The sequence below is a fragment of the Actinoplanes campanulatus genome (genome assembly GCF_014647795.1).
GTDB classification, from domain to species: domain Bacteria; phylum Actinomycetota; class Actinomycetes; order Mycobacteriales; family Micromonosporaceae; genus Actinoplanes; species Actinoplanes campanulatus.
The window spans coordinates 46,403-68,296 of the sequence record NZ_BMPW01000027.1 but is presented as its reverse complement, the minus strand read 5'-3'; the positions used below and the strand labels follow the sequence as shown (position 1 = coordinate 68,296).

Here is a 21,894-nt window from a genome sequence, read left to right as displayed (position 1 = left end):
ACGAACTTGCAACACGCCCGCTCGCAAGAACCTGCACGATCCCGACATCGCGGGCGTTGAAGGCGGTTCTAGCTGCTGTTCTGTTACCTACCGGATCGGCTTGGGGAACATGATGGTCATGGAAGCCGGTTACAGGGATCCGCCATCAGGACGGCCTCAGAAGACGGACAAGGGGATGCCTCCGATGCAACTTCTTGCACGATGAACTGAAAGCCCATGCCGGACAGCGACGAGCGTCCGGCCGGTCCGGCAAGAAAGACGACAGGCATGTAAAAAGGCGGTGACGGGCATACCGCACGTCACCGCCTTCACCGGCCACCGGAAGTCAGGTCAGCGACTCCAGATCGCGGAGCACCTCGGACACCACCGCCGGATCGAGATCGCCGAGAGCGGCCACCCGGCCGCGGTAGCCCAGCTCGCCGAGCGTCTGCTCCGGGAAGAGGTCCACGGCACCGACCGCGATGCCCGGGTCGAGATCCAGGACGACCTCCAGCCCGTCGATCGGCGACACCGTGATCTGGACCTGCACCCCGCCGTCGAGCGGCCGCTCCCGCCGCCACCCGCGGCGCTCCAGGCCCAGCACCGCACCGGTCGGCACCCGGCGGCCCTGGAAGCGGGTGATCCGGCAGCCGGCCGCCTCCGCCGGGGTCAGGGCCGCGGTCTCCCGGCCCAGCTGGGCGAACGGCTGCACGATCCGGTAGTCGGCGAAGACCTCCGACCACGGTGGCAGCGCCGCACCCAGGTGGACCGGATGGACCACACCGACCATCTCGTCACCGGCGATCGTGGTGACGTCGTCGCGCACGTCGGCGAACGTGCCGTCCTCCGCCACCCGGAACCCGCCGGTCAGGGCGCCGGTCGCGTCGTAACGGCCCCAGAGCAGCCGCCGGGCCAGATGACGCACCAGCGGATGCCCGGCGAAGTAGCGCCGGAACTCCTCCTCCGGCCAGCGGCGGCCGGTCACCATGGCGCGCTCCAGACGGCGGATCTGATCGGCGGCGAGCGCCCGCACCTCCTTCTTGAGCGCGGTGAAACGCCGCGACGCCGCCGTGGCCAGCTCGGCGTCGTCGCGGGCGCCCGGCCTGGGCAGGTCCTTCAGGCGCTTGCCGGCGCCGTCGGTCACGAACGGCCTCAGCTCCTCGTCGAAGCCGACGACGAACCGCCGCGGACCGTAGTCGAGGGTCAGGCCGCCGTCGCCGTCCAGGCCGAGGTCCGGGACCAGACGGTCGGCGAGCTGCTCGGCGGTGAGGCCCATCGTCTCGGCGACGTGGGCGACCTGCCGCTGGGCCGCCGCACGGAGACCGTTGAACCGGGACCGCTCGACGATGCGCTGGAGGTGTGTCAACGCGACGTCGGTGCCGATCGCGGCGAGGATCCCGGTGCCGGTGACCGCCCGGGCATGCCCGCTCTGCCCCGGCCACTCCATGATCAGCGGGGTGAGCCGCCGCACCACCTCGTCGTCGCCGACCAGGCCCAGCGCGTCCAGCGCCCAGCCCTGCCGGCCGTTGGCGCCGGCGGCCAGCCAGGCCTCGAACACCGCCCATGCGAACCGGGCGAGGTCCGCCGGCTCACACGCCTCCCGGACGATCTCCACTCCCGGGTACGGCTCGGTAGGGGGCTGGTGCAGCGCGAACACCATCGCCAACTCCCGCAGCACACCGGCCGGCAGGACGAGAGCCGGCCCATCAGCGGGCTCGGCCGGCCGCCGGAGACGGACCGGCGGCAGCACGGCGGGGTCGAACCACCGGGGGATGGCGGGGAGCTTGCCGGGCAGAATCGCCGTCGGCTCGGTGACGATCAGCTCCTCGACGGCGGCCGCGGCCTCCGGGCCGTAGGACGCGGCGACCGATCGGATCGCCTCGGCGTGACCGGCGGCGACTATGGACACCAGCGTGATCTGGGCCGCTCGCCGGGCGGGACCGTCCGGGCCGAACGCGCGCGGCAGGAGATAGCGCGCGGCGAACTCGGGATGCCGATCGAGCCAGGCCCGCGCCAGCAAGGCGTGCCGGCTCCGGTCGGACGGGCGCGCCTGCATCCGCCAGGCGACGTCCGCGGCGGTGAACGGTTGCATCAGCGCCCGGCCCTCCACCCCGTCATGGCGGGCCAGGTGACGCAGGGGCGGCAGCGCGTCCACCTCGAACCGGGCGGCGATCCGCCGCATCCAGGCGCCGCACCCCGGCGTGGGCACCGGCTTCCACTCGGCGAGCAGGGACCGGGCTGTCTCCTCCGGACCGGCGACGAAGAACTCGGCAGCCACGCGTTGATCGACCGTCTCGCCACGCCGCAGCCGCTCGGCGACGGCCGTCCAGTCGCCCGGTCCGACCAGGTCAAACGGAGTGGACAGCCACTCCTCCCGCTCGCCGGACCGCCACACCACGGCGTCCGGCGCATCGAGTGCCCGCAGATCGAGGACCACCGGCGGGGTCGCCCGCCGTCGGCGCCACGGCGGGTCGGCGAGCAGTGGCGGCAGCGCCTCCGGCGGAGCGGGCGCGATGCCGGCCACGCCGGCCAGGCACTCCCGGATCCGGGCCGCCGGGGCGCCGGTCAGCCCGGCCGCGACCCGCTCGGCGAGTGCCGGGTCGGCCCGCACCCGGCCGGCGAGCAGACCGCTCAGCACGGGCTTACCGGCCGGGATCGCGAGCAGCCGCAGCGCCCGCTCCGGGAACCGGCCGGTCGCCTCGATCAGTGCCCGGCGCACATCCGACTGGCCGGCACGGTCGATCAGGCCGCCGAGCGCCGCGTCGTCGGGCAGGACGGCGAGGAGAGCGATCAGCTTCCCCCGCTCAGTCATCGGGGGCCTGAGCTCGTCGAGCCTGCGCAGCAGCAGGGGGACCGCGGCCGGCCCGAGACCGTCGACGAGCGTCGCATATCCGCCGGGCCATCCGGCCCCCAGCGCCTCGGAGACAGCCAGCGCGGTAGCGGCCTGCTCGGGGGTGCCGATCGCGTTCAACAGCAACGATGCCCGGTAGAAGTCGCTCTTGCCCCGGAGGAACCGGATCCGGTCGTCGTGCCGGTCGGGCTCGGCGAGCGCCTCGGCCCAGTCCGCCGCCACCCAGCCACTCTGTGACGGGACCAGCACCGAGGTGGCGCACCGCGCGTGCGGGCCGAGGGCGCGCAGCGGGGCGAGGGCGGAGACGGCCTCCGCGTGGACGTCGGCCGGCGCGGCGGCCAGCGCCGCACGGATCCGCAGCAGCATCAGCATGTGGGGATCGGAGTACAGTGCCCAGGTCCCACCTTCGCCGACGCGGCGGCGGCGCACCCCCATGGTCTCCGTGCCGTCCCGGTGGATCTTGCGGAGCGGCTGTGCGTCGCCCTCGTCGACCACGAACATCGAGAACATCGCCCCGACCGCCTCGGCGGCGAACGGGAGGCCCCGCTCGCTCAGCCAGAGGTCGGCGAACCAGGGATGCCGCTCATGCTCGCCGGAGTCCAGATGGATGCCGGCGAGGGCGACGACGGCCGCGCCCTCGGCGGGCGCCGAGGGCTCCCGGTCGAGCCACGCCCGGCCGGCGGCGGCCAGGGCCGGGTCGGTGAACGCGCTGGCGAGCACTCCGGGGATGAAGACGGGCAGCTCCCGCATCTGCCCGTCGACCACCTCACGCGCACGGGGATCCGGAACGACCGGACGGACGCCCGCTCCGCCCCGGCGGGGATGGAGCTGGGACGACCAGGGTTCGGGGAGATCGAATGACATGAACCGCACCGTACCGGCCACTTACGACAGAAACGGGAGCGACCGATGCCGCTCCCGTTCAGATCGTGAGCCGGGTCAGCGGGGAACGACCTTCTCCACCGCCCACTGGCGCCATGTGTCCAGCTTGTGCTCCACGACGGCGAGCTGCTCGGCCACCGGGCCCGGACCGGTCGAGCCGGGCGTGGTGCGCGCCGCGAGCGCCGACGACACCGACAACACCTGCCGCACCGACGGGTCGAGATGCTCGCTGACCGTCTTCAGGTCGTCGTCGGTGAGATCCTCCAGCTCGCACTCACGGGCCGAGCAGAGCGCCACCAGCTTGCCGGTGATCTCGTGCGCGTCGCGGAACGGCACGCCCTTGCGCACCAGCCAGTCGGCGACCTCGGTGGCCAGCGAGAAGCCCACCGGGGCGGCCGCGGCCAGCCGGTCCACCCGGACCGTCATGGTCGAGACCATCCCGGCCAGCGCGGGCAGCAGCAGCTCCAGAGTGTCGACCGCGTCGAAGGCCGGCTCCTTGTCCTCCTGCATGTCCCGGTCGTAGGTCAACGGCAGGCCCTTGAGCATGGTCAGCACCGCGACCAGGCCGCCCACCAGCCGGCCGCTCTTGCCCCGGGCCAGCTCGGCGATGTCCGCGTTCTTCTTCTGCGGCATGATCGACGAGCCGGTGGCGAAGGCGTCGTCCAGCTCCACCCAGCCGAACTCGGTGGAGGTCCAGAGCACCACCTCCTCGCCGAGCCGGGACAGGTGCACGCCGATCAGCGCGGTCACGAAGAGGAACTCGGCCACGAAGTCCCGGTCCGCCACGGCGTCCATCGAGTTCGCCGCCGGGGCGGTGAAACCCAGCTCCTTGGCGACCGCCGCCGGGTCCAGCGGCAGCGACGAGCCGGCCAGCGCGCCCGAGCCGAGCGGGCTGATCGCGGTCCGCACGTCCCAGTCGCTCAGCCGCTCCAGGTCACGCAGCAGCGGCTGCACGTGCGCCAGCAGCCAGTGACCGAAACTGACCGGCTGCGCGTGCTGCACGTGGGTGAGGCCCGGCGCCGGGGTGTCGACGTTGCGGGCCGCCTGCTCGGTCAGCGCGTCGGCCAGCTCGATCAACGCCACGGCCACCCCACGGGCGTGGTCGCGCAGATAGAGCCGCAGGTCGGTGGCGACCTGGTCGTTGCGGGAACGGCCGGCCCGCAGCTTGCCGCCGAGCGAGCCGAGACGCTCCAGCAGGCCCCGCTCCAGGGCGGTGTGCACGTCCTCGTCCTCGATCGTGGGCCGGAACTCGCCGGCCGCGCAGGCGGACGCCAGATCGTCGAGGGCGGCCAGGATCCGGCCCAGCTCGTCGGCGTCGAGCAGACCCGCGTTCGCCAGGACCCGGGCGTGCGCACGGGAGGCGAGCAGATCATACGGCGCGAGCCGCCAGTCGAACTGGACGCTGACGCTCAGCCGGGCCAGCGCCTCCGCCGGGCCACCGGCGAAACGGCCACCCCACAGCCTCGTCGGCTCGTCGCTCTCCGGCACACCATCTCCTCGTTCGCTCACGTTTCGTTACCTTCCTGGACCCTATCGCTGCACACCGTGCCGTGGCTGGCGGCCCGGCATCGTCGCGGTGAGTGGGACGGCGCGGCGTCTCCGCGGGCGGCCCACGGAGGCGTACGTATAAAAATGCCCTTGATCTGATAAGTTTGCAACATGACCAGCCTCGATCTGACCGGTGATGTCGTCGACCTCACTCGGACCATCTGTGACATACCGTCCGTCAGCGGCGATGAGAAGGCCCTGGCCGACGCCGTCGAGGCCGCCCTGCGCGCATATCCGCACCTGGAGGTGCTGCGTGACGGTGACGCCGTGGTCGCCCGGACGTCGCTGGGCCGCCCGGCCCGGGTGGTGATCGCCGGCCACCTCGACACCGTGCCGATCGCCGACAACCTGCCCTGCGTCATGGACGGCGACATCCTCCGCGGCCGCGGAACGGTCGACATGAAGGCGGGCGTGGCCGTGATGCTCCGGCTCGCGGCCGGGCTGACCGCGCCGCGGCACGACCTGACGTTCGTCTTCTACGACCACGAGGAGGTCGCGGCGAAGCTCAACGGGCTGGGGCGGCTGGTCCGCAATCACCCGGAGTGGCTGGCCGGCGACTTCGCGATCCTCGGCGAGCCGTCCGACGGCACGGTCGAGGGCGGCTGCCAGGGCACCATCCGGATCAAGATCACCGTGCCGGGCGTGGCGGCGCACGCGGCCCGCTCCTGGAAGGGCAGCAACGCCATCCACAGCGCCGGGGCGGTGCTCGACGTGCTGCGCGCCTACGTGCCGCGGCAGCCGGTCGTCGACGGCCTGCGCTACCACGAGGGCCTCAACGCCGTGAAGATCGAGGGCGGCATCGCCGGCAACGTCATCCCCGACCTGTGCACCGTCTACGTGAACCATCGCTTCGCCCCGGACCGGGACGTGGCCGGCGCCGAGGCGCACCTGCGGGAGGTGTTCGCCGGCTTCGAGGTTGAGGTGGTCGACGCCGCGCCGGGCGCCCGGCCGGGGCTGGACCAGCCGGTCGCCAAGGAGTTCGTCGAGCTGGTCGGCCTTCCGCCGGCGCCGAAGCTCGGCTGGACGGATGTGTCCCGCTTCGCCGCGCTGGGCATCCCCGCGATCAATTTCGGTCCCGGCGACCCGCTGCTGGCCCACACCGACGGCGAGCACGTGCCGGTGCCGGAGATCCGCCGCACCCTCGAGGTGCTCACCACCTGGCTGAGCTGACCCCACCTCCGTGATCTTGGACGTCTCGCCACCGCTTCCGGTGGAGAGACGTCCAAGATCGCGCGCTGTCAGTCTGTGGGGTTGGCCGCCGCGCGGGCGATCGCGCCCGGCACCGAGTACATGTGGGCGAACGCGCGGGCCTGCTCGCCGGTCCACAGCGACGAGCCGTGGCCGTAGACCACACCGGAGCGGGTCGCGGCGTCCAGCAGGCTGTACGGGCTCTTCGAGCCCAGCAGCACGATGTTGCCCTTGTGCAGCAGCACCCGCACGGTGCCGGTCACCCGGGTCTGGCTGGAGTCCAGGAAGGCCCGGAAGTCGTCCATGATCGGGTCGAAGTAGACGGCCTCGTGCAGCAGGTCGCCGTAGGTGTTGCCGAGCGTCGCCTTGGTGGCCTGCTGCCGGTTGGACAGCACCAGCTTCTCCAGCTCACGGTGCGCCGCGATGAGGATCAGCATGCCGGGCGCCTCGAAACCGACCCGGGCCAGGTTGCCGACCATGGTGGAGCCCATGTGGATGCCCCGGCCGACACCGTGCTCGCCGCCCAGCACGTTGAGCGCGGAGAGGATGTCGTAGTTGTTCTCGTTCGGCAGCGGCTCGCCGTCCGCGGTCACCGCCGAGACGACCTCGCCCTTCTCGAAGCTGATCAGCAGCTCGACGCCCTTCTCCGGCGCCTCGTCGATCGACTTCGTGTAGGTCCAGGCGGACTCCGGAAGGTACTCCCAGGAGCCGTAGGTCTCCTCGCCACCGATCGAGGTGCCGATCAGGCCCTCGTTGATCGAGTAGAGCTTGACCTTCTCGCTGACCTCGTAACCCCGGCCGCGCAGGAACTCGGTCTCGCCCTCACGGGTGAGCCGCTCGTCCCGGATCGGGGTGACGATCTCCAGGTGCGGGGCCAGCGCCCGGATCACCGCGTCGTAGCGGACGTGGTCCGCCCCGGCGCCGGTCGAGCCGTGCGCCACCGCGTCCGCGCCGACCTCGAGGGCCACCTGGACGACCTTCTCCGCCTGGATCAGCCGCTCCGCGCCGACGCACGACGGGTAGGCGCCGTTGCGCAGGTAGTTCGCCTTGATCGCGTAGGTGACGACCCGGTCGTAGAGCTCGGCGCGGGCGTCGACCACGTGGTGCTCGACGGCGCCCAGCTCCTCGGCGCGCGCCTTGACGACCTCGGCCTCACCGCTGTGCAGGCCGCCGGTGTCGATGTTGGCGGTCACCACGTCCCAGCCCTTCTCGCGGAAGTCCACGAGGGCGTACGAGGTGTCCAGACCACCGGAGAAGGCGAGGACGATCTTGCGCTTGGTCATCGGGGCAGTTCCTTCTCGAGAATCGGTACATATGTCTTACCGTCCCGGCGGACGTGCCCGGGCGGCAGGACATAGAACTCACAGCGGCCCGCTTCGATGTCCTTCTGCATCGCCCGCTGGCGGCTGTAGTCGAACGGATCGAGCAGGAAGGTCGGCTCGGGCAGCTCTCCCCCGGCCGGCAGGGTCAGGTCGCTCTGGTAGACGAACGAGCCCGGCGAGGTGTGGAACGGAACCGTCGCCACCAGGATCTTCAGCGCGCCGAACTCGGTGTGCACCTTGAGCGCGCTGTTGTCGTACTGGGTGACGCCGTCCAGCTTCTGCGCCCGGTAGGCGGACAGGGCCAGCGCCTTCGCCGCCTTGCCCAGACCCACCGCCGGCATCAGCGACCACAGCGACCAGCCCACCCAGCGGCCCGGCTCGGCGGACGGGGCGGCACAGTAGCCGCCCACCGGGACCGGGCCCCGGTAGCCGGAGTCCCGCATGTCCTGCTGCACCTTGCGCAGCAACCGCTTCACGTCGGTGTCGAACCGGAAGGTGGACCGCTCGACCATGGCCGCGAACTCCTCCTGCGGCAGGCCGGCGATCAGCGCGGCGGCCGGCATCAGGATCAGGTCGACCATCACCCACTGCGGCATCGGGATGCCCCGGTCGCCGAACGCGATGCCGTTGATCACGTTGAAGAAGTTCAGGAAGTCCCGGATCGACCAGTCCTTCTCGGCGGTGTCGGTGAAGTCCAGCCAGGTGAGCTTGTGGCTGTACGGCGTCTCGTTGAGATGTGGCCGCAGCGTCCCGTTGGAGGCCAGGAAGAACTCCACACCGTGCCCGACCAGGCTGTCGGTGTGGTCGGCGAAGTCGGGGAAGCGCGCTTCCACCGCGGGCGGGAACATCATCAGCGGGCCTCCTCGTGGTCCGACCTGCTCCAGTTGCTGAGTTTCTCGGCCAGGGCGGCACCCGAGGTGGGCCCGGAGTCCCGGGCCACCACGAAGATCGTGTCGTCGCCGGCGATCGTGCCGACCACGTCCGCCAGACCGGACCGGTCCAGGGCGCTGGCCAGGAACTGCGCGGCCCCCGGCGGGGTACGCAGAACCGCGATGTTGCCGCTCGAGTCGGTGCCGGTCAGCAGCTCGCGCAGCAGCCGGATGAGCCGGGCCGGGCCGTGGCTGGTGCTCTCCCGCAGCGGCTTGTGCCCGTCCTCCGGGATGTAGTAGATCCCGGAGACCTTCACCGCGTTCAGCTCCTCCAGGTCCCTGGACAGCGTCGCCTGGGTGACCTGGACCCCCTCGTGGGCGAGGATGTCGGCCAGCTCGGTCTGCGACTTGACCTTGCGGGTGCGGATCAGCTCGACGAGCCGGGCGTGCCGCCCCGCGCGGGTAGCCGGGGTGCCATTCACTGATTCGCCGCCAGTAGCCATGTCAGCAGGGCCTTCTGCGCGTGCAGACGGTTCTCCGCCTGGTCGAAGACGGCGCTCTGCGGACCGTCGATCACCTCGTCGGTGATCTCCTCGTTGCGGTGCGCCGGGAGACAGTGCAGCACGATCGCCTCCGGGTCGGCCACCGCGAGGAGTTCCTTGTTCACCTGGTACGGCCAGAACGGGGTGAGCCGGTCCCGGCCGTCGCCCTCCTGGCCCATCGACGTCCACGTGTCGGTGGCGATCACGTGCGCGCCGTCGGCGGCCTCCCGCGGGTCGCGCAACACCTCCACCGAACCGCCGGTCCACGCCGCGATCTCCCCGGCCCGGCTCACCACGGCCGGCGCCGGGTCGAACCCGGACGGGCCGGCGACCCGCACGTTCATCCCGGCCATGGCGCCGGCGATCAGGTACGAGTGGGCCATGTTGTTGGCCGCGTCCCCGACATACGCCAGCGTCCGGCCGGACGTCGCGCCGAACCGCTCCCGGATGGTCAGCAGGTCGGCCAGCAGCTGGCACGGGTGGTAGCCGTCGCTGAGCGCGTTGATCACCGGAACGTTGACGCCGGACGCCAACTCGGCCAGCCGCTCGTCGCCGTGCGTGCGGTAGACCATCGCCGCGACATAGCGGGCCACCACCCGGCCGGCGTCGGCGAGCGTCTCGCCCCGGCCGAAGTGGGTGTTCTGCGTGTCCACGATGATCGGCTGCCCGCCCAGCTCGGCGATGCCGGCCTCGAACGACAGCCGGGTCCGCAGGCTGGCCTTGTCGAAGAAGACGGCGATCGAACGCGGGCCGGCCAGCGGCGTGTGCCCGAACCTGTTCGCCTTCATGGCGGCGGCCAGGTCCAGGATCTCGGACTGCTCCTCGGGCGTCAGGTCGTCGTCACGGAGGAAGTGGCGGGTGGTCACCGGATACCGTCCAGGGCCGCGATCAGGGCGTCCGCCTGATCGGAGGAGATGATCAGGGGCGGGGCGAGCCGGATCACGTTCGGCTTGGCGGGGTTCACCAGGAAACCGGCGTCGCGCAGCTTGGCGGCCACGTCGGCGGAGACCGGCTCATGGAACACGATGCCCAGCAGCAGGCCGGCGCCGCGGACCTCCTTCACCAGCGGGTGCCCTTCGATGCCCCGCCGGAGCTGCTCCCCCACCCGCTTCACGTGATCGAGCAGGCCCTCGCTCGCGATCGTGCGGATCACCGCGAGACCGGCCGCGCAGGAGACGGGGTTGCCGCCGAAGGTGGTGCCGTGCGCGCCCGGGGTGAACAGGTCGGCGGCCCTGCCGAAGCCGATGCAGGCGCCCAGCGGCAGGCCGCCGCCGAGGCCCTTGGCCAGGGTGACGATGTCCGGCTCGACGCCCTCGCTCTGGTGGTGGAACCAGTGCCCGGTCCGGCCGATGCCGGTCTGCACCTCGTCCAGCGCGAGCAGCGCGCCCGACGCCGCGGTGATCTCACGTGCTGCCGCGAGATATCCGGGCGGCGGGACCACGACGCCGTTCTCCCCCTGGATCGGCTCCAGGATGACCATGGCGGTCCGATCGCTCACCGCCGCGGCGAGGGCCGCGACATCGCCGAACGGCACGTGCGTCACCTCCGCCGGCAGCGGCTGGAACGGCTCCGACTTCGACGGCTGGCCGGTCAGCGCGAGCGCACCCATGGTCCGGCCGTGGAAGGCGCCCTCGGTGGCCACGACGTGCGTGCGGCCGGTGAGGCGGGACAGCTTGAACGCCGCCTCGTTGGCCTCCGCGCCGGAGTTGGTGAACAGCACCCGCCCGGACCGGCCGGCCAGCGCCAGCAGCAGGTCGGCCAGCGCCACCGGCGGCTCCGAGATGTACAGGTTGGAGACGTGCCCGAGCTGCTGGATCTGACTCGTGACCGCGGCGACCACGGCCGGGTGGGCGTGGCCGAGGGCGTTGACGGCGATGCCGCCGAGGAAGTCGACGTACTCCCTGCCGTCCTCCGCCGTCAGCACCGCGCCCTCGCCCTTGACCAGGCCGATCGCCGGGGTGCCGTAGTTGTTCATCATCGACTGCTGCCAGCGCTCGACGAGACTCATGCGGGGACCACCATCGTTCCGAATCCTTCTTCCGTGAAGACTTCGAGCAGTGTCGAGTGGGCGACCCGGCCGTCGACGACGTGCGCGGCGGGGACCCCGCCGCGGACCGCGCGCAGGCAGGCCTCCATCTTGGGCGCCATCCCGGACTCCAGGGACGGCAGCAGCTTCTCCAGCGCGTCGGCGTCGATCTCCGACGTCAGCGAGGAGGTGTCCGGCCAGTTGGTGTAGAGGCCGGGGACGTCGGTGAGGACGACCAGCTTGCGGGCGCCGAGCGCGACGGCCAGCGCGGAGGCGGCGGTGTCCGCGTTCACGTTGTGCAGCACCCCGTCGGCGTCCGGCGCGACAGTGGCGATGACCGGGATCCGGCCGGCCGCGATCAGGTCGTCGACGGCCGACGTGTTCACCTCGTCGACATCGCCGACCTGGCCGATGTCCACCGGCTCGCCGTCGACGACCGCCTGCCGGCGGACCGCGGTGAACAGGCCCGCGTCCTCGCCGGAGAGGCCCACCGCGTACGGCCCGTGCTGGTTGATCAGACCGACCAGCTCCCGGCCGACCTGCCCGACCAGCACCATCCGGACGACGTCCATCGCCTCCGGGGTGGTGACCCGCAGGCCGCCCCGGAACTCGCTCTCGATGCCGAGCTTCGTGAGCATCCGGCTGATCTGCGGGCCGCCGCCGTGCACCACGACCGGCTTGATGCCGACCAGCCGCAGGAACACCATGTCGGCCGCGAACGCCTCCTGCAACGACGGGTCGATCATCGCGTTGCCGCCGTACTTGATCACGACGGTGGTCCCGTGGAACCGCTCCAGCCAGGGCAGCGCCTCGATCAGGATCTCGGCCTTCTTCTGCGCCTTCACGACGAGTACGCCGAGTTCTCGTGCACGTACGCGTGGGACAGATCGGTGGTCCAGATCGTCGCGCCCATCTCTCCCTCACGCAGGTTGATCGTGACGGTCACGTCCCGCCCGGACAGGTCCACCTTGTTGCGGTCCTCGGCCGCGGCGCCGCCCTTGCAGATCCAGACGCCGTTGATCGCCACGTCGATCCGGTCCGGCTCGAAGGCGGCGCTCGTGGTGCCGACCGCGGCCAGGATCCGGCCCCAGTTCGGGTCGTTGCCGAAGAACGCCGTCTTCACCAGGTTGTTGCCCGCCACCACCCGGCCCACCTGCACCGCGTCGGCCTCGGAGGCGGCGCCCTGCACCTCGATGGCGATGTGCTTGGTGGCGCCCTCGGCGTCGGCGATGAGCTGCTGGGCCAGGTCGTGGCAGACCTCGGTGACCGCGGCGGTCAGCTCGGCCAGCGTCGGCTCCCGGTCCGAGGAGCCGTTGGCCAGCAGCAGCACGGTGTCGTTGGTGGACATGCAGCCGTCCGCGTCGATCCGGTCGAAGGTGACCCGGGTGGCGGCGCGCAACGCGGCGTCGAGCACCTCGTTGTCGGCGGACGCGTCGGTGGTGATCACCACGAGCATGGTGGCCAGGGCCGGGGCCAGCATGCCGGCGCCCTTCGCGATGCCGCCGACCGACCAGCCGTCACGCTGGGCCACCGCGTTCTTCGCCACCGTGTCGGTGGTCATGATCGCCTCGGCCGCCTTCGGGCCACCGTCGGCGGCGAGCGCCTTGGCCGCCGCGTTGACGCCCGGGAGCAACTTGTCCATCGGCAGCAGCTCGCCGATCAGGCCGGTCGAGCAGACCGCCACGTCGCCGGGGCCGATCATCATCCGGTTGGCGCCGCCGCGCAGCACGGTCGCGGTGTGCTCGGCCGTGGCGTGGGTGTCGCGGAAGCCCTGCGAGCCGGTGCACGCGTTGGCGCCGCCCGAGTTGAGCACGACCGCCCGGACGATGCCGCCCTTGAGCACCTGCTGGCTCCACAGCACGGGCGCGGCCTTCACCCGGTTGGCGGTGAAGACGCCGGCCGCCGTGTAGTCGGGGCCGTCGTTGACGATCAGGGCGACGTCGGCGTTGCCGCTGGCCTTGAGCCCGGCGGGGACACCCGCGGCCCGGAAGCCCTTGGGGTGGGTGACGGTCACGGCGCTACTCCGAAGACGCTCAGGCCCGTGGTCTCGGGCAGACCGAACATGATGTTGGCGTTCTGCACCGCCTGGCCGGCGGCGCCCTTGCCCAGGTTGTCGAGCGCGCTCACCACGATGATGCGGCCCGAGTCGATGTCGACCGTGGCCTGGAGGTGACACGAATTCGAACCGGCGGTGGCCGCGGTGCGCGGCCACGAGCCCTCCGGCAGCACGTGCACGAACGGCGCGTCCGCATAGGCCGCCTGGAGCGCCTCGCGCGGGTCGCCGCCGTTGAGCCGGCGCGCCGTGACGGTCGCCAGGATGCCGCGCGGCATCGGCGCCAGGATCGGCGTCATCGACAGCGAGCCGGCGCCGGTGGCCTGCTTGATCTCGGCGACGTGCTGGTGGGCGCCGACCTTGTAGGGCGACAGGTCGCCCATGATCTCGCTGGCCAACAGGTTGACCTTGGCGTTGCGCCCGGCGCCCGAGGTGCCGGAGCTGGCGACGACCACCACGTCCTCCGGGTCGGCGACACCGGCGGCGATCAGCGGGGCGAGCGCCAGGATGATCGTCGCGGCGTAGCAGCCGGTGTTGGCCACCCGGTCGGCGCTCGCGATCGCGGCGCGCGCGCCCGGCAGCTCGGGCAGGCCGTAGGTCCACGTGCCCGCGTGGCCGCCGCCGTAGTAGCGGGTCCACTGCTCGGCGCTCTCCAGCCGGAAGTCGGCGCCCAGGTCGACGACCTTGACCCCCTCGGCGAGCCGCGCCGCCACGGCCGCCGACTGACCGTGCGGCAGAGCGAGGAAGACCAGGTCGGCCCCGCTGAGCGTCTCGGCATCGGTGGCGCCGAGGGTCAGGTCGAGCCCGGCGAGCTGCGGATGCACCGCGCTGACCGGAGAACCCGCCTGGCTGTGCGCGGTCGCCGCGACGAGGTCGAACTCGGGATGCCCGGCGATCAGGCGCAGCAACTCACCGCCCGCGTAGCCACTGGCGCCCGCTACCGCGACCCGGATTCCCATGCTGCCCTCCGCATTACGCACTTCCGCATGAATATGCAAAGTACCGTATCAACTCGCATACTCGGCGGCAACAACATGCCGCCTCTTCCCGCATGCTGAGCCCAGGCATGGCACATCCATCAGAAAACCCCATATTTGGTACGGGCTACGCCGCCCCCGACCGCAAATCCCCCGTCCCGCCGCTCCACGCGAGCGTCTGCCCGGTCCCGCCCGTGCCGCGCCCCTCCGGGCTCAGATCGGTGGTCCGGCCGGCTCCCAGCGCTGTATCAACCGCATTGAGACAGCTCTCACGACCAGCCGCGAAGATCCACTCCCACGAGAGCTGGACGGCGGTGCGCTCAACGTCCCCCCGCAAAACGCCGCCGGTGTCGAGGCAAGTGATTTGCCGACGCCAGCGGGGTTTGCTGGCGGCGGGAAATCACCTGCCTCGACACCGGTTACCAGGCGTTTTGCCGCGGAGCGAAGCGGAGCAAAAGCTAGCCCAGTGATTTCGCCCAGGTGTTCCAGGCGGCGAGCCAATCGTCCTGGGCCGCGGCGATCGCGGAGACCCGGGCGTAGTCGACCGGGCGCAGGCCGCGCCGGCGCAGCCAGGCGACCTGGGCGGGACGGCTCGGGACGTCCGGGCCGAGGCCCGTGCCGAAGAGCAGGGTCTCGCTGATCGCGCGCCGCCGCAGTGCCGGGTCGGCGCGGAACCACTCGGCCTCCCGGTCCAGGCGGGTGAGCTGGTCGAGCATGTCCTGGACGGCCCGGCGGGAGGGCACCTCGGGCTCGCCGGTGAAATCCATCTGGCGGACGACGGCGTCGCGCCACAGCTGCTGCCAGGCGCGCGGCAGCTGTGGGCGCGGACCGCCCTCGGCCCACCAGTCGGCGTGCTCCCGGGAAGTCCGCAGCACCGCCTCCACCAGCAGAAGGTGCGGTTCGGACGTCATGTGGCACCTCCTCGGTGCCAGGAAAGCACGAAGCGTCAACTACCCGGCTTGGGCGAGCGCCACACCGAACCGGCCGTCCGGGTCGGTCCACCAGTGCCGCAGCGTGAAACCGGCGGCAGCCAGCTCGGCGGCGAGGCCGGCCCGGCGGAACTTGGCGGAGATCTCGGTGCGCATCTCCTCCCCGGCGGCGAACGGCACGGTGAGATCCAGCTCCGGGATGCGCACCACCTGGTCACGCGACGACCGGAGCCGCATCTCGATCCACTCGTGCCCGGCGTCCCAGAGGGCGACGTGCTCGAACGCCGCCGGGTCGAAGTCGGCGCCCAGCTCCCGGTTGATCACCCGCAGCACGTTGCGGTTGAACTCGGCGGTCACCCCGGCCGCGTCGTCGTAGGCGGGCACCAGGACGGCCGGGTCCTTGACCAGGTCGGCGCCGAGCAGCAGCCACTCGCCCTCGTGCAGCGCGCCGCGCAGAGCGGTCAGGAAGGCGGTCCGCTCCGGCGGCGTCAGGTTGCCGATCGTGCCGCCGAGGAAGGCGACCACCCGGCTGTCGCCCTCCGGGAGGTACGCCAGATGCCGGGCGAAGTCGCCGACCACCCCGGTCACGGTCAGTTCCGGATAGGCCGCGGTCAGCTCGCCGACCGCGGCGGTGAGGGCGCTCGCCGACACGTCCAGCGGCACGAACGAGCCGAGCGTGCCGCGCCGCAGCATCGCGTCGAGCAGCAGACGGGTCTTCTCGGAGGAGCCGGAACCCAGCTCCACCAGGCATTTGGCCTCGGTGATCCGGGCGATCGCGGGGGCGTGCCCGGCCAGGACCGCCCGTTCGGCGCGGGTCGGGTAGTACTCCGGCAGCCGGGTGATCTCCTCGAAGAGCTCACTGCCGCGGGCGTCGTAGAACCATCGGGGCGGCAGCCACTTCGGGGTCACGGTCAGGCCGGCGAGCACATCGGCGCGGAGCGTTCGGGCCAGATCCCGGTCGTCGATCAGCGTGAGCATGGTTCTCCTCAGAAGGTCGGTGTCATCTCCAGCGCGGTGGCGGTGGCGACCACCAGGTGGCCGTCCGGGACGGGCTGCCAGGCCGGGGAGGCGTCCAGGGGTTCCGAGCCGATCAGGACCGAGCCGCGGCCGGGTTGTACCGACAGGGCGTGGCCGTGGGCCGTCGCGATCAGCTGCGTGCCGTCGGTGAGCAGCAGGTTCAGCCGGGATCCGGGGGCCGCCGCGGTCACCTCGGCGACCAGCGCGGCGACCGCCTTGGGTGCGGGCTCGCCGGCTCTCAGCCGGGCTCGCAGCAGCGCCCAGAGGGTGGCCGAGTCGGTCGGCGCGTCCATCGTGAGCAGGTCCTCGACCGGCAGGTCACCGGCGAGTCCGGCGACCGCCGACGGCCAGCCGCGGACCACGCCGTTGTGACTGAACAGCCAGCGCCCGTCGGTGAACGGCGCCGCCGCGGTCTCCACGACCGGCAGGCCCACGGTGGCCGAGCGGACCGCGGCGAGGACCGCCCCGGACCGGGTGGCGGCCGCCAGCGACGGCAGCGCGGCGTCGGTCCAGATCGGCATGGCGCTGCGGTACCGCACCGGCTCGGCGGCGCCCGGCGGCCACCAGCCGACCCCGAAGCCGTCGGCGTTGATGGTGCCGCCGCCGCGCATGTCGCGCGGCGCCCACGCCTGCGTCACCAGCGCGTGCGGCGGATCCAGCAGGAGACTCGACAACGGTACGGGTGGGCCGAGATATCCCAGGTGGCGGCACATCAGGCGGCTCGGGCGCAGCGGAAGCCGGAGAAGATCTGCCGCCGGATCGGATGGTCCCAGTTGCGGAAGGTGCCCCGGCAGGCGGCCGCGTCGGTGCCGAACGAGCCGCCGCGCAGCACCCGGTAGTCGCCGCCGAAGAAGACCTCCGAATACTCCCGGTACGGAAAGGCCGTGAACCCCGGGTAGGGCTCGAAACCGCTGGACACCCACTCCCAGACGTCGCCGATCAGCTGGTGCACGCCGAGCGGGGAGGCGCCGTCCGGGTAGGCGCCGACCGGGGCCGGGCCGAGGTGCCGCTGCCCCAGGTTGGCGTGCCGGGCCTCGGGCGGGTCGTCGCCCCACGGGTAGCGGCGGGAGCGGCCGGTCGCCGGGTCGTGGCGGGCCGCCTTCTCCCACTCGGCCTCGGTGGGCAGGCGTTTACCGGCCCACGCGGCGTAGGCCTCGGCCTCGTGGTAGCAGACGTGGACGACCGGCTCGTGCGGGTGCACCGGCTCGACGCGGCCGAACCGCCGGCAGTGCCAGCCGTCGTGGTCGCGCAGCCAGTGCAGCGGCTTCTCCAGGCCGGCCCTGATCCGGTAGGCCCAGCCGCATTCGCTCCACCAGCGCGGGTCGTCGTAGCCGCCGGCGTCGATGAACGCGGCGTACTGCTCGTTGGTGGTGGGGGCGGCGTCGATCCAGAACGCCGGGACGTCGACTGCGTGGGCGGGGCGTTCGTTGTCCAGGGCCCAGGGCTCGGTGTCCGTACCCATAACGAATTTTCCCGCTTTTATCAGGATTTCCCCGGTGATTTCCCGCCCGGGTGGCGGCGGCGGGGCGGACAGCACCGGCGTTCCGGCCCGCAGCTGGTGGGTGGCCAGCATGGTCTCGTCGTGCTGCTGCTCGTGCTGGACGATCATGCCGAAGGCGAACCCGTCGTCGACCAGCCGCCGCGACGGGTCGAACCGCACCCGGTCGAGCACGTCCAGGACCTTGTCGCGGACCGTCGCCGTGTACGTCCGGGCCTCTGCCGGGTTCAGCAGCGGCAGAGCCGGCCGGTCCCGGCGGGCGTGCTTGAAGGCGTCGTAGAGCTCGTCGATGTCGCGGCGCACCGGGTCCCGGCCGCCCACGTCCCGGACCAGCCAGAGCTCCTCCTGGTTGCCGATGTGCGCGAGGTCCCACACCAGCGGGGACATCAGCGGCGAGTGCTGGCGTATCAGGTCGTCCTCGTCGACCGCGTCGGTGAGCAGCGTGGTCCGTGCCCGGGTTCGCTCCAACTCGGCGGCGATGGCCAGCCGCAGGTCCTGGGTCATGCGGAGATCCCCTCTCGGTGGCGGTGCAGCCGGCGCTGGACGGCCTCGACGATCTCCTCCCGGACGGCGGCCGGCAGCCCGGTCCGGTCCAGGTGGCGGCAGGCCAGGCCGGCCAGGTCGGCGGCGGACCGGCGGACCGGGCCGTCGGCCAGGCCGAGGCGCGCGGCGGCATGCCAGCGGCCGGCCCCGGCGGCGGCCAGTTCGCGGGCCCGGTCGGTGAGCGTGTCGGAGTCGAGCAGGGTGACCAGCACCGCGGCCGGGACGATCCACTCGTCGCCGGGCTGGGTGTCCAGGTAGCGGACCTCCAGGTAGCCCCGGGGCCGGACCGGCGGGAACAGGGTGCCGAGGTGGTACTCGAGGTCGGCCGGCGTGGGTGGACGGCCGATCGGGCCGGCGCCGATCGGGCCGGCTTCGATCCAGTCGGCGAACGTCACCTCGGGAGGGACGTCCCAGCAGCCGTCCGGCCGGGGCACGCACAGCAGCGGGGCGCGGACCGCGTACTCCGCCCAGGCCTGCGCCGGGTCCGCGGAGACCGGGACCGGGGCGGTACGGCGGGGGTCGATCCCGTACCACGAGGCCATCCGCCGGGACGCCCAGCCGTCGGCCGGGGAGTTGGCGAACAGGGCCAGCAGGGCCGGGCCCATCTCGTGCAGGGCCGCCCATCGGGGCACGATCTGGTGCGCCTCGCCGGCGTCGAGGCAGATCTGGAGGCCGGCGGTGGCGGTCATCATGGTGTGGCCGGAGCTGTCGAAGGCCCTCTCCATGGCGGCGTACCGCGGGGCGTCGAGGAGCCGGCGGCGCCGCCCGTACGGGTCGAGGCCCTGCTCCCCCAGCACGATCCCGGCATCGGCCAGCAGTGCGGTGAGGACCTCGCGGTCGGCGGTGACCGCGGTGTGCAACTCGGCCAGGGATCCGGCCGGGACCGAGGAGATCTCGACCTGACCGCCCGGTTCGACGGTGACCGCGCCACCGCAGGGCAGCGGCACGGGGTTCGGGTTGCCGAGGGTGACGGGCGCATGCTCGCCCAGTGCCCCGGCCAGGTCGCCGGCCCGCAGGTACGCGGACGGATCGGCGGCGCGGTGTGTGGTCCACTCCAACTCGGCGCCGACCTGCCGGGGCGGGCCGGTCTTGAAACAGATTCCGGCGATGTGCTCGATCGCCTCGGCGGTCCGACGCAGGACCCGGTCAGCCGAACCCATGACCCCCCTTGAATCACCACGCGTGATCAATAGACTCCACTGAGTGCGGTGCGGTATGGACCATACCGGCATCGCGGCGAATTCGCCTCCCCCTCGGATCGGTGGAACGATGAAGTTCCGGAACCGTGGCGGGGTGCCGGAACCGGTTCCGGACTGGAAGACTCCGAACCGTTCGTGTTCGGTACACCCCCTTGGGAGCGACGCCATGCCCATGCCATATCAGGACTCCACGCTCGGAGTTGCGGAGCGCGTGGAGGATCTGCTGGGCCGGATGACGCTGCCCGAGAAGATCGGCCAGATGCTCCAGCTCGACGCCCGCCAGGACCTGTCCGAGCTCGTTCTGGAGAAGCTCGCCGGATCGATCCTGCACACCTCACCGGCCAAGCTGGTCGAGGCGGCCGAACTCGTCGCGCGTACCCGCCTGCGGATCCCGCTGATCACCGCCGAGGACTGCATCCACGGCCACGGCTTCTGGCCCGGCGCCACGGTCTTCCCCACCCAGCTCGGCATGGCCGCCACCTGGGACCCGGAGCTGGTCGAGAAGGTCGGCCGGGCCACCGCCGTGGAGGCCGCCGCCACCGGCGTGCACTGGACCTTCTCACCGGTGCTCTGCATCGCCCGGGACCTGCGCTGGGGCCGGGTCGACGAGACGTTCGGCGAGGACCCGTACCTGATCGGCGAGCTGGGCGCCGCGATGATCCGCGGCTACCAGGGCGAGGGCCTCACCGACCCGACCGCCATCCTGGCCACCGCCAAGCACTTCGCCGGCTACTCCGAGACCCAGGGCGGCCGGGACGCCAGCGAGGCCGACATCAGCCGGCGCAAGCTGCGCTCCTGGTTCCTGCCGCCGTTCGAGCGGGCCGCCGCCGAGGGCTGCCGGGTCTTCATGCTCGGCTACCAGTCGATGGACGGCGTGCCGATCACCGCCAACAAGTGGCTGCTCAACGACGTGCTCAAGGGCGAGTGGGGCTTCACCGGCACGCTCGTCACCGACTGGGACAACGTCGGCCGGATGGTCTGGGAGCAGAAGGTCTGCGCCGACTACGCCGAGGCCGCGGCCCTCGCCGTCAAGGCCGGCAACGACGTGATCATGACGACCCCGGCCTTCTTCGAAGGCGCCCAGGAGGCGATCCGGCGCGGCCTTCTGCGTGAGGACGACATCGATGCGGCGGTACGGCGGATCCTGCGCCTGAAGTTCGAACTGGGCCTCTTCGAGAACCCGCGTACCCCGGACGCCGCCCGGCAGCGTGAGGTGATCGGGTGCGCCGCGCACACCGAGCTCAACCTCGAGGTGGCCCGGCGGTCGCTGGTGCTGCTGCGCAACGACGGCGTACTGCCCCTGCCGTCCGCGCCGTCGAAGCGCATCGCGCTGCTCGGGCCCAACGCCCACGACGTGTCCGCGCAGCTCGGCGACTGGGCCGGCGACTCCGGGCAGGTCGACTGGATGCCCGACGGCCACCCGCGGGAACTGACCACGACGGTCCTCGACGGGCTCCGCTCGCTGCTGCCGTCCGGCTGGGAGCTGGACTTCGACCCGGCCGTGGAGATCGAGCGGCTGGTGCCGGACCCGGACGGCGAGACGTTCCCGGACGGGCAGCCGCGGCCGCCGATCTCGGAGGGCGTCCCCGCGGCTTTTGAAGATCTTGAGCGTGCCCGGCGGCTCGCGGCCGCCGCCGACTACGCCATCGTGGTCGTCGGTGACACCGTCAACCTCAACGGCGAGCACAAGTCCACCGCCACCCTCGAACTGGTCGGCGGGCAGATCGCGCTGCTCGACGCGGTCGCGGCCACCGGCACCCCGATGATCGTGGTGCTGATCGACGGCAAGCCGCTCGCCCTGCCGCCATCGGCTCTCCAGGCGGCCGCCGTCGTGCAGGCCTTCAACCCGGGCATGCGGGGCGGGCAGGCCATCGCCGAGCTGCTGCTCGGGCTGATCGAGCCGAGCGGGCGGATGCCGATCTCGGCGGCCCGGCACGCCGGTCAGCAGCCGATCTACTACAACCAGCTGCGCGGCCAGCACGGCACCCGGTACGCCGACCTCACCCAGGACCCGCTGTTCGCCTTCGGGGAGGGGCTCAGCTACACCACCGTGGTCTACGACGGGCTCAGCATCGAGGAGCCGGACGTCGCGGCGGACGGGGTGGTGCGGGCCACCGTGCGGCTCACCAACACCGGGACACGGCCGGCGCTGGAGACCGTCCAGGTGTACGTCAGCGACCTCGTCACCAGCGTCACCTGGGCCGGCCGGGAGCTGAAGGCATACCGGCAGGTCACCGTCGAGCCCGGGGAGAGCGTCACGGTCACCCTGGAGGTGCCGGCCGCGGACTGCACGCTCGTGTCGGCGGACGGCGTGCGGATCGTCGAGGCCGGCGACTTCGAGCTGCTCGTCGGCCCGAACTCGCGGCCCTCCGCGTTGCAGTCCGCGAAGTTCCGCATCTCCTGAAACCCGGGGCGTCCGTCCGGAAGCGGACAGTCGGGTACGCATCGTGTACCCGACCGACCGCTTCCGC

Annotated in this window: 17 protein-coding genes; 2 read left to right on the top strand and 15 right to left on the bottom strand. The window is 72.1% G+C overall.

All coding sequences use genetic code 11. The annotated features are described in order from the left end of the window. Positions 1-325 precede the first annotated feature (325 nt). Together IEZ13_RS39150 and argH are read right to left on the bottom strand one after the other, a co-directional pair. Positions 326-3,694 carry a DUF4132 domain-containing protein gene (locus tag IEZ13_RS39150; protein ID WP_183226594.1) on the bottom strand — a complete coding sequence of 1,123 codons (3,369 nt, stop codon included), beginning with the start codon at positions 3,692-3,694 and terminating at the stop codon, positions 326-328. A gap of 75 nt (positions 3,695-3,769) precedes the next feature. Next, positions 3,770-5,221: an argininosuccinate lyase gene (argH, locus tag IEZ13_RS39145; protein WP_183226595.1), complete on the bottom strand. Its 1,452-nt coding sequence runs from the start codon at positions 5,219-5,221 to the stop codon at positions 3,770-3,772. A 150-nt stretch (positions 5,222-5,371) separates the two neighbouring features. Between argH and dapE the strand changes: the two genes are divergently transcribed. Further along, positions 5,372-6,430, top strand: coding sequence for a succinyl-diaminopimelate desuccinylase (dapE, locus tag IEZ13_RS39140; RefSeq protein WP_183226596.1), 1,059 nt, complete (start codon positions 5,372-5,374; stop codon positions 6,428-6,430). A 68-nt stretch (positions 6,431-6,498) separates the two neighbouring features. Here the strand turns inward: dapE and argG are convergent, their stop codons facing one another. The 13 genes from argG to egtA form a co-directional block, all read right to left on the bottom strand. Then, positions 6,499-7,731, bottom strand: a complete 1,233-nt coding sequence (argG, locus tag IEZ13_RS39135; RefSeq protein ID WP_183226597.1) for an argininosuccinate synthase — start codon at positions 7,729-7,731, stop codon at positions 6,499-6,501. Next, positions 7,728-8,621, bottom strand: coding sequence for a hypothetical protein (locus IEZ13_RS39130; RefSeq protein WP_183226598.1), 894 nt, complete (start codon positions 8,619-8,621; stop codon positions 7,728-7,730). Before IEZ13_RS39130 ends, argG begins: the two co-directional genes overlap by 4 nt. Next, positions 8,621-9,121: an arginine repressor gene (locus tag IEZ13_RS39125; protein WP_229795596.1), complete on the bottom strand. Its 501-nt coding sequence runs from the start codon at positions 9,119-9,121 to the stop codon at positions 8,621-8,623. Before IEZ13_RS39125 ends, IEZ13_RS39130 begins: the two co-directional genes overlap by 1 nt. Further along, positions 9,118-10,047, bottom strand: a complete 930-nt coding sequence (argF, locus tag IEZ13_RS39120) for an ornithine carbamoyltransferase (protein ID WP_183226600.1) — start codon at positions 10,045-10,047, stop codon at positions 9,118-9,120. Before argF ends, IEZ13_RS39125 begins: the two co-directional genes overlap by 4 nt. Next, positions 10,044-11,189, bottom strand: a complete 1,146-nt coding sequence (locus IEZ13_RS39115) for an acetylornithine transaminase (protein WP_183226601.1) — start codon at positions 11,187-11,189, stop codon at positions 10,044-10,046. Before IEZ13_RS39115 ends, argF begins: the two co-directional genes overlap by 4 nt. Next, positions 11,186-12,052 (bottom strand): acetylglutamate kinase, encoded by an 867-nt coding sequence (gene argB, locus IEZ13_RS39110; protein WP_183226602.1) that lies wholly within the window; start codon positions 12,050-12,052, stop codon positions 11,186-11,188. The genes IEZ13_RS39115 and argB overlap by 4 nt, the downstream gene beginning before the upstream one ends. Further along, a complete protein-coding gene (gene argJ, locus IEZ13_RS39105; protein WP_183226603.1) occupies positions 12,049-13,221 on the bottom strand; it encodes a bifunctional glutamate N-acetyltransferase/amino-acid acetyltransferase ArgJ in 1,173 nt (390 codons plus the stop codon). Before argJ ends, argB begins: the two co-directional genes overlap by 4 nt. Continuing rightward, positions 13,218-14,219, bottom strand: coding sequence for an N-acetyl-gamma-glutamyl-phosphate reductase (gene argC / locus IEZ13_RS39100; protein ID WP_183226604.1), 1,002 nt, complete (start codon positions 14,217-14,219; stop codon positions 13,218-13,220). The genes argJ and argC overlap by 4 nt, the downstream gene beginning before the upstream one ends. 476 nt (positions 14,220-14,695) lie before the next feature. Continuing rightward, a complete protein-coding gene (locus IEZ13_RS39095; protein WP_183226605.1) occupies positions 14,696-15,148 on the bottom strand; it encodes a hypothetical protein in 453 nt (150 codons plus the stop codon). A gap of 39 nt (positions 15,149-15,187) precedes the next feature. Further along, on the bottom strand, positions 15,188-16,144 hold the full coding sequence (gene egtD / locus IEZ13_RS39090) for an L-histidine N(alpha)-methyltransferase (RefSeq protein WP_183226606.1): 957 nt from the start codon (positions 16,142-16,144) through the stop codon (positions 15,188-15,190). An 8-nt stretch (positions 16,145-16,152) separates the two neighbouring features. Continuing rightward, entirely contained in the window at positions 16,153-16,896 is a 744-nt protein-coding gene (gene egtC, locus IEZ13_RS39085) for an ergothioneine biosynthesis protein EgtC (RefSeq protein WP_183226607.1), read from the bottom strand. Beyond that, on the bottom strand, positions 16,896-18,185 hold the full coding sequence (egtB, locus tag IEZ13_RS39080; protein WP_183226608.1) for an ergothioneine biosynthesis protein EgtB: 1,290 nt from the start codon (positions 18,183-18,185) through the stop codon (positions 16,896-16,898). Before egtB ends, egtC begins: the two co-directional genes overlap by 1 nt. Beyond that, a complete protein-coding gene (gene egtA, locus IEZ13_RS39075) occupies positions 18,182-19,384 on the bottom strand; it encodes an ergothioneine biosynthesis glutamate--cysteine ligase EgtA (protein ID WP_183226609.1) in 1,203 nt (400 codons plus the stop codon). The genes egtB and egtA overlap by 4 nt, the downstream gene beginning before the upstream one ends. Before the next feature lie 205 nt (positions 19,385-19,589). Between egtA and IEZ13_RS39070 the strand changes: the two genes are divergently transcribed. Beyond that, complete coding sequence (locus IEZ13_RS39070; protein WP_183226610.1) at positions 19,590-21,827, top strand: exo-beta-d-1,3/1,6-glucosidase; 2,238 nt, start codon at positions 19,590-19,592, stop codon at positions 21,825-21,827. The last annotated feature ends 67 nt before the right edge of the window (positions 21,828-21,894 follow it).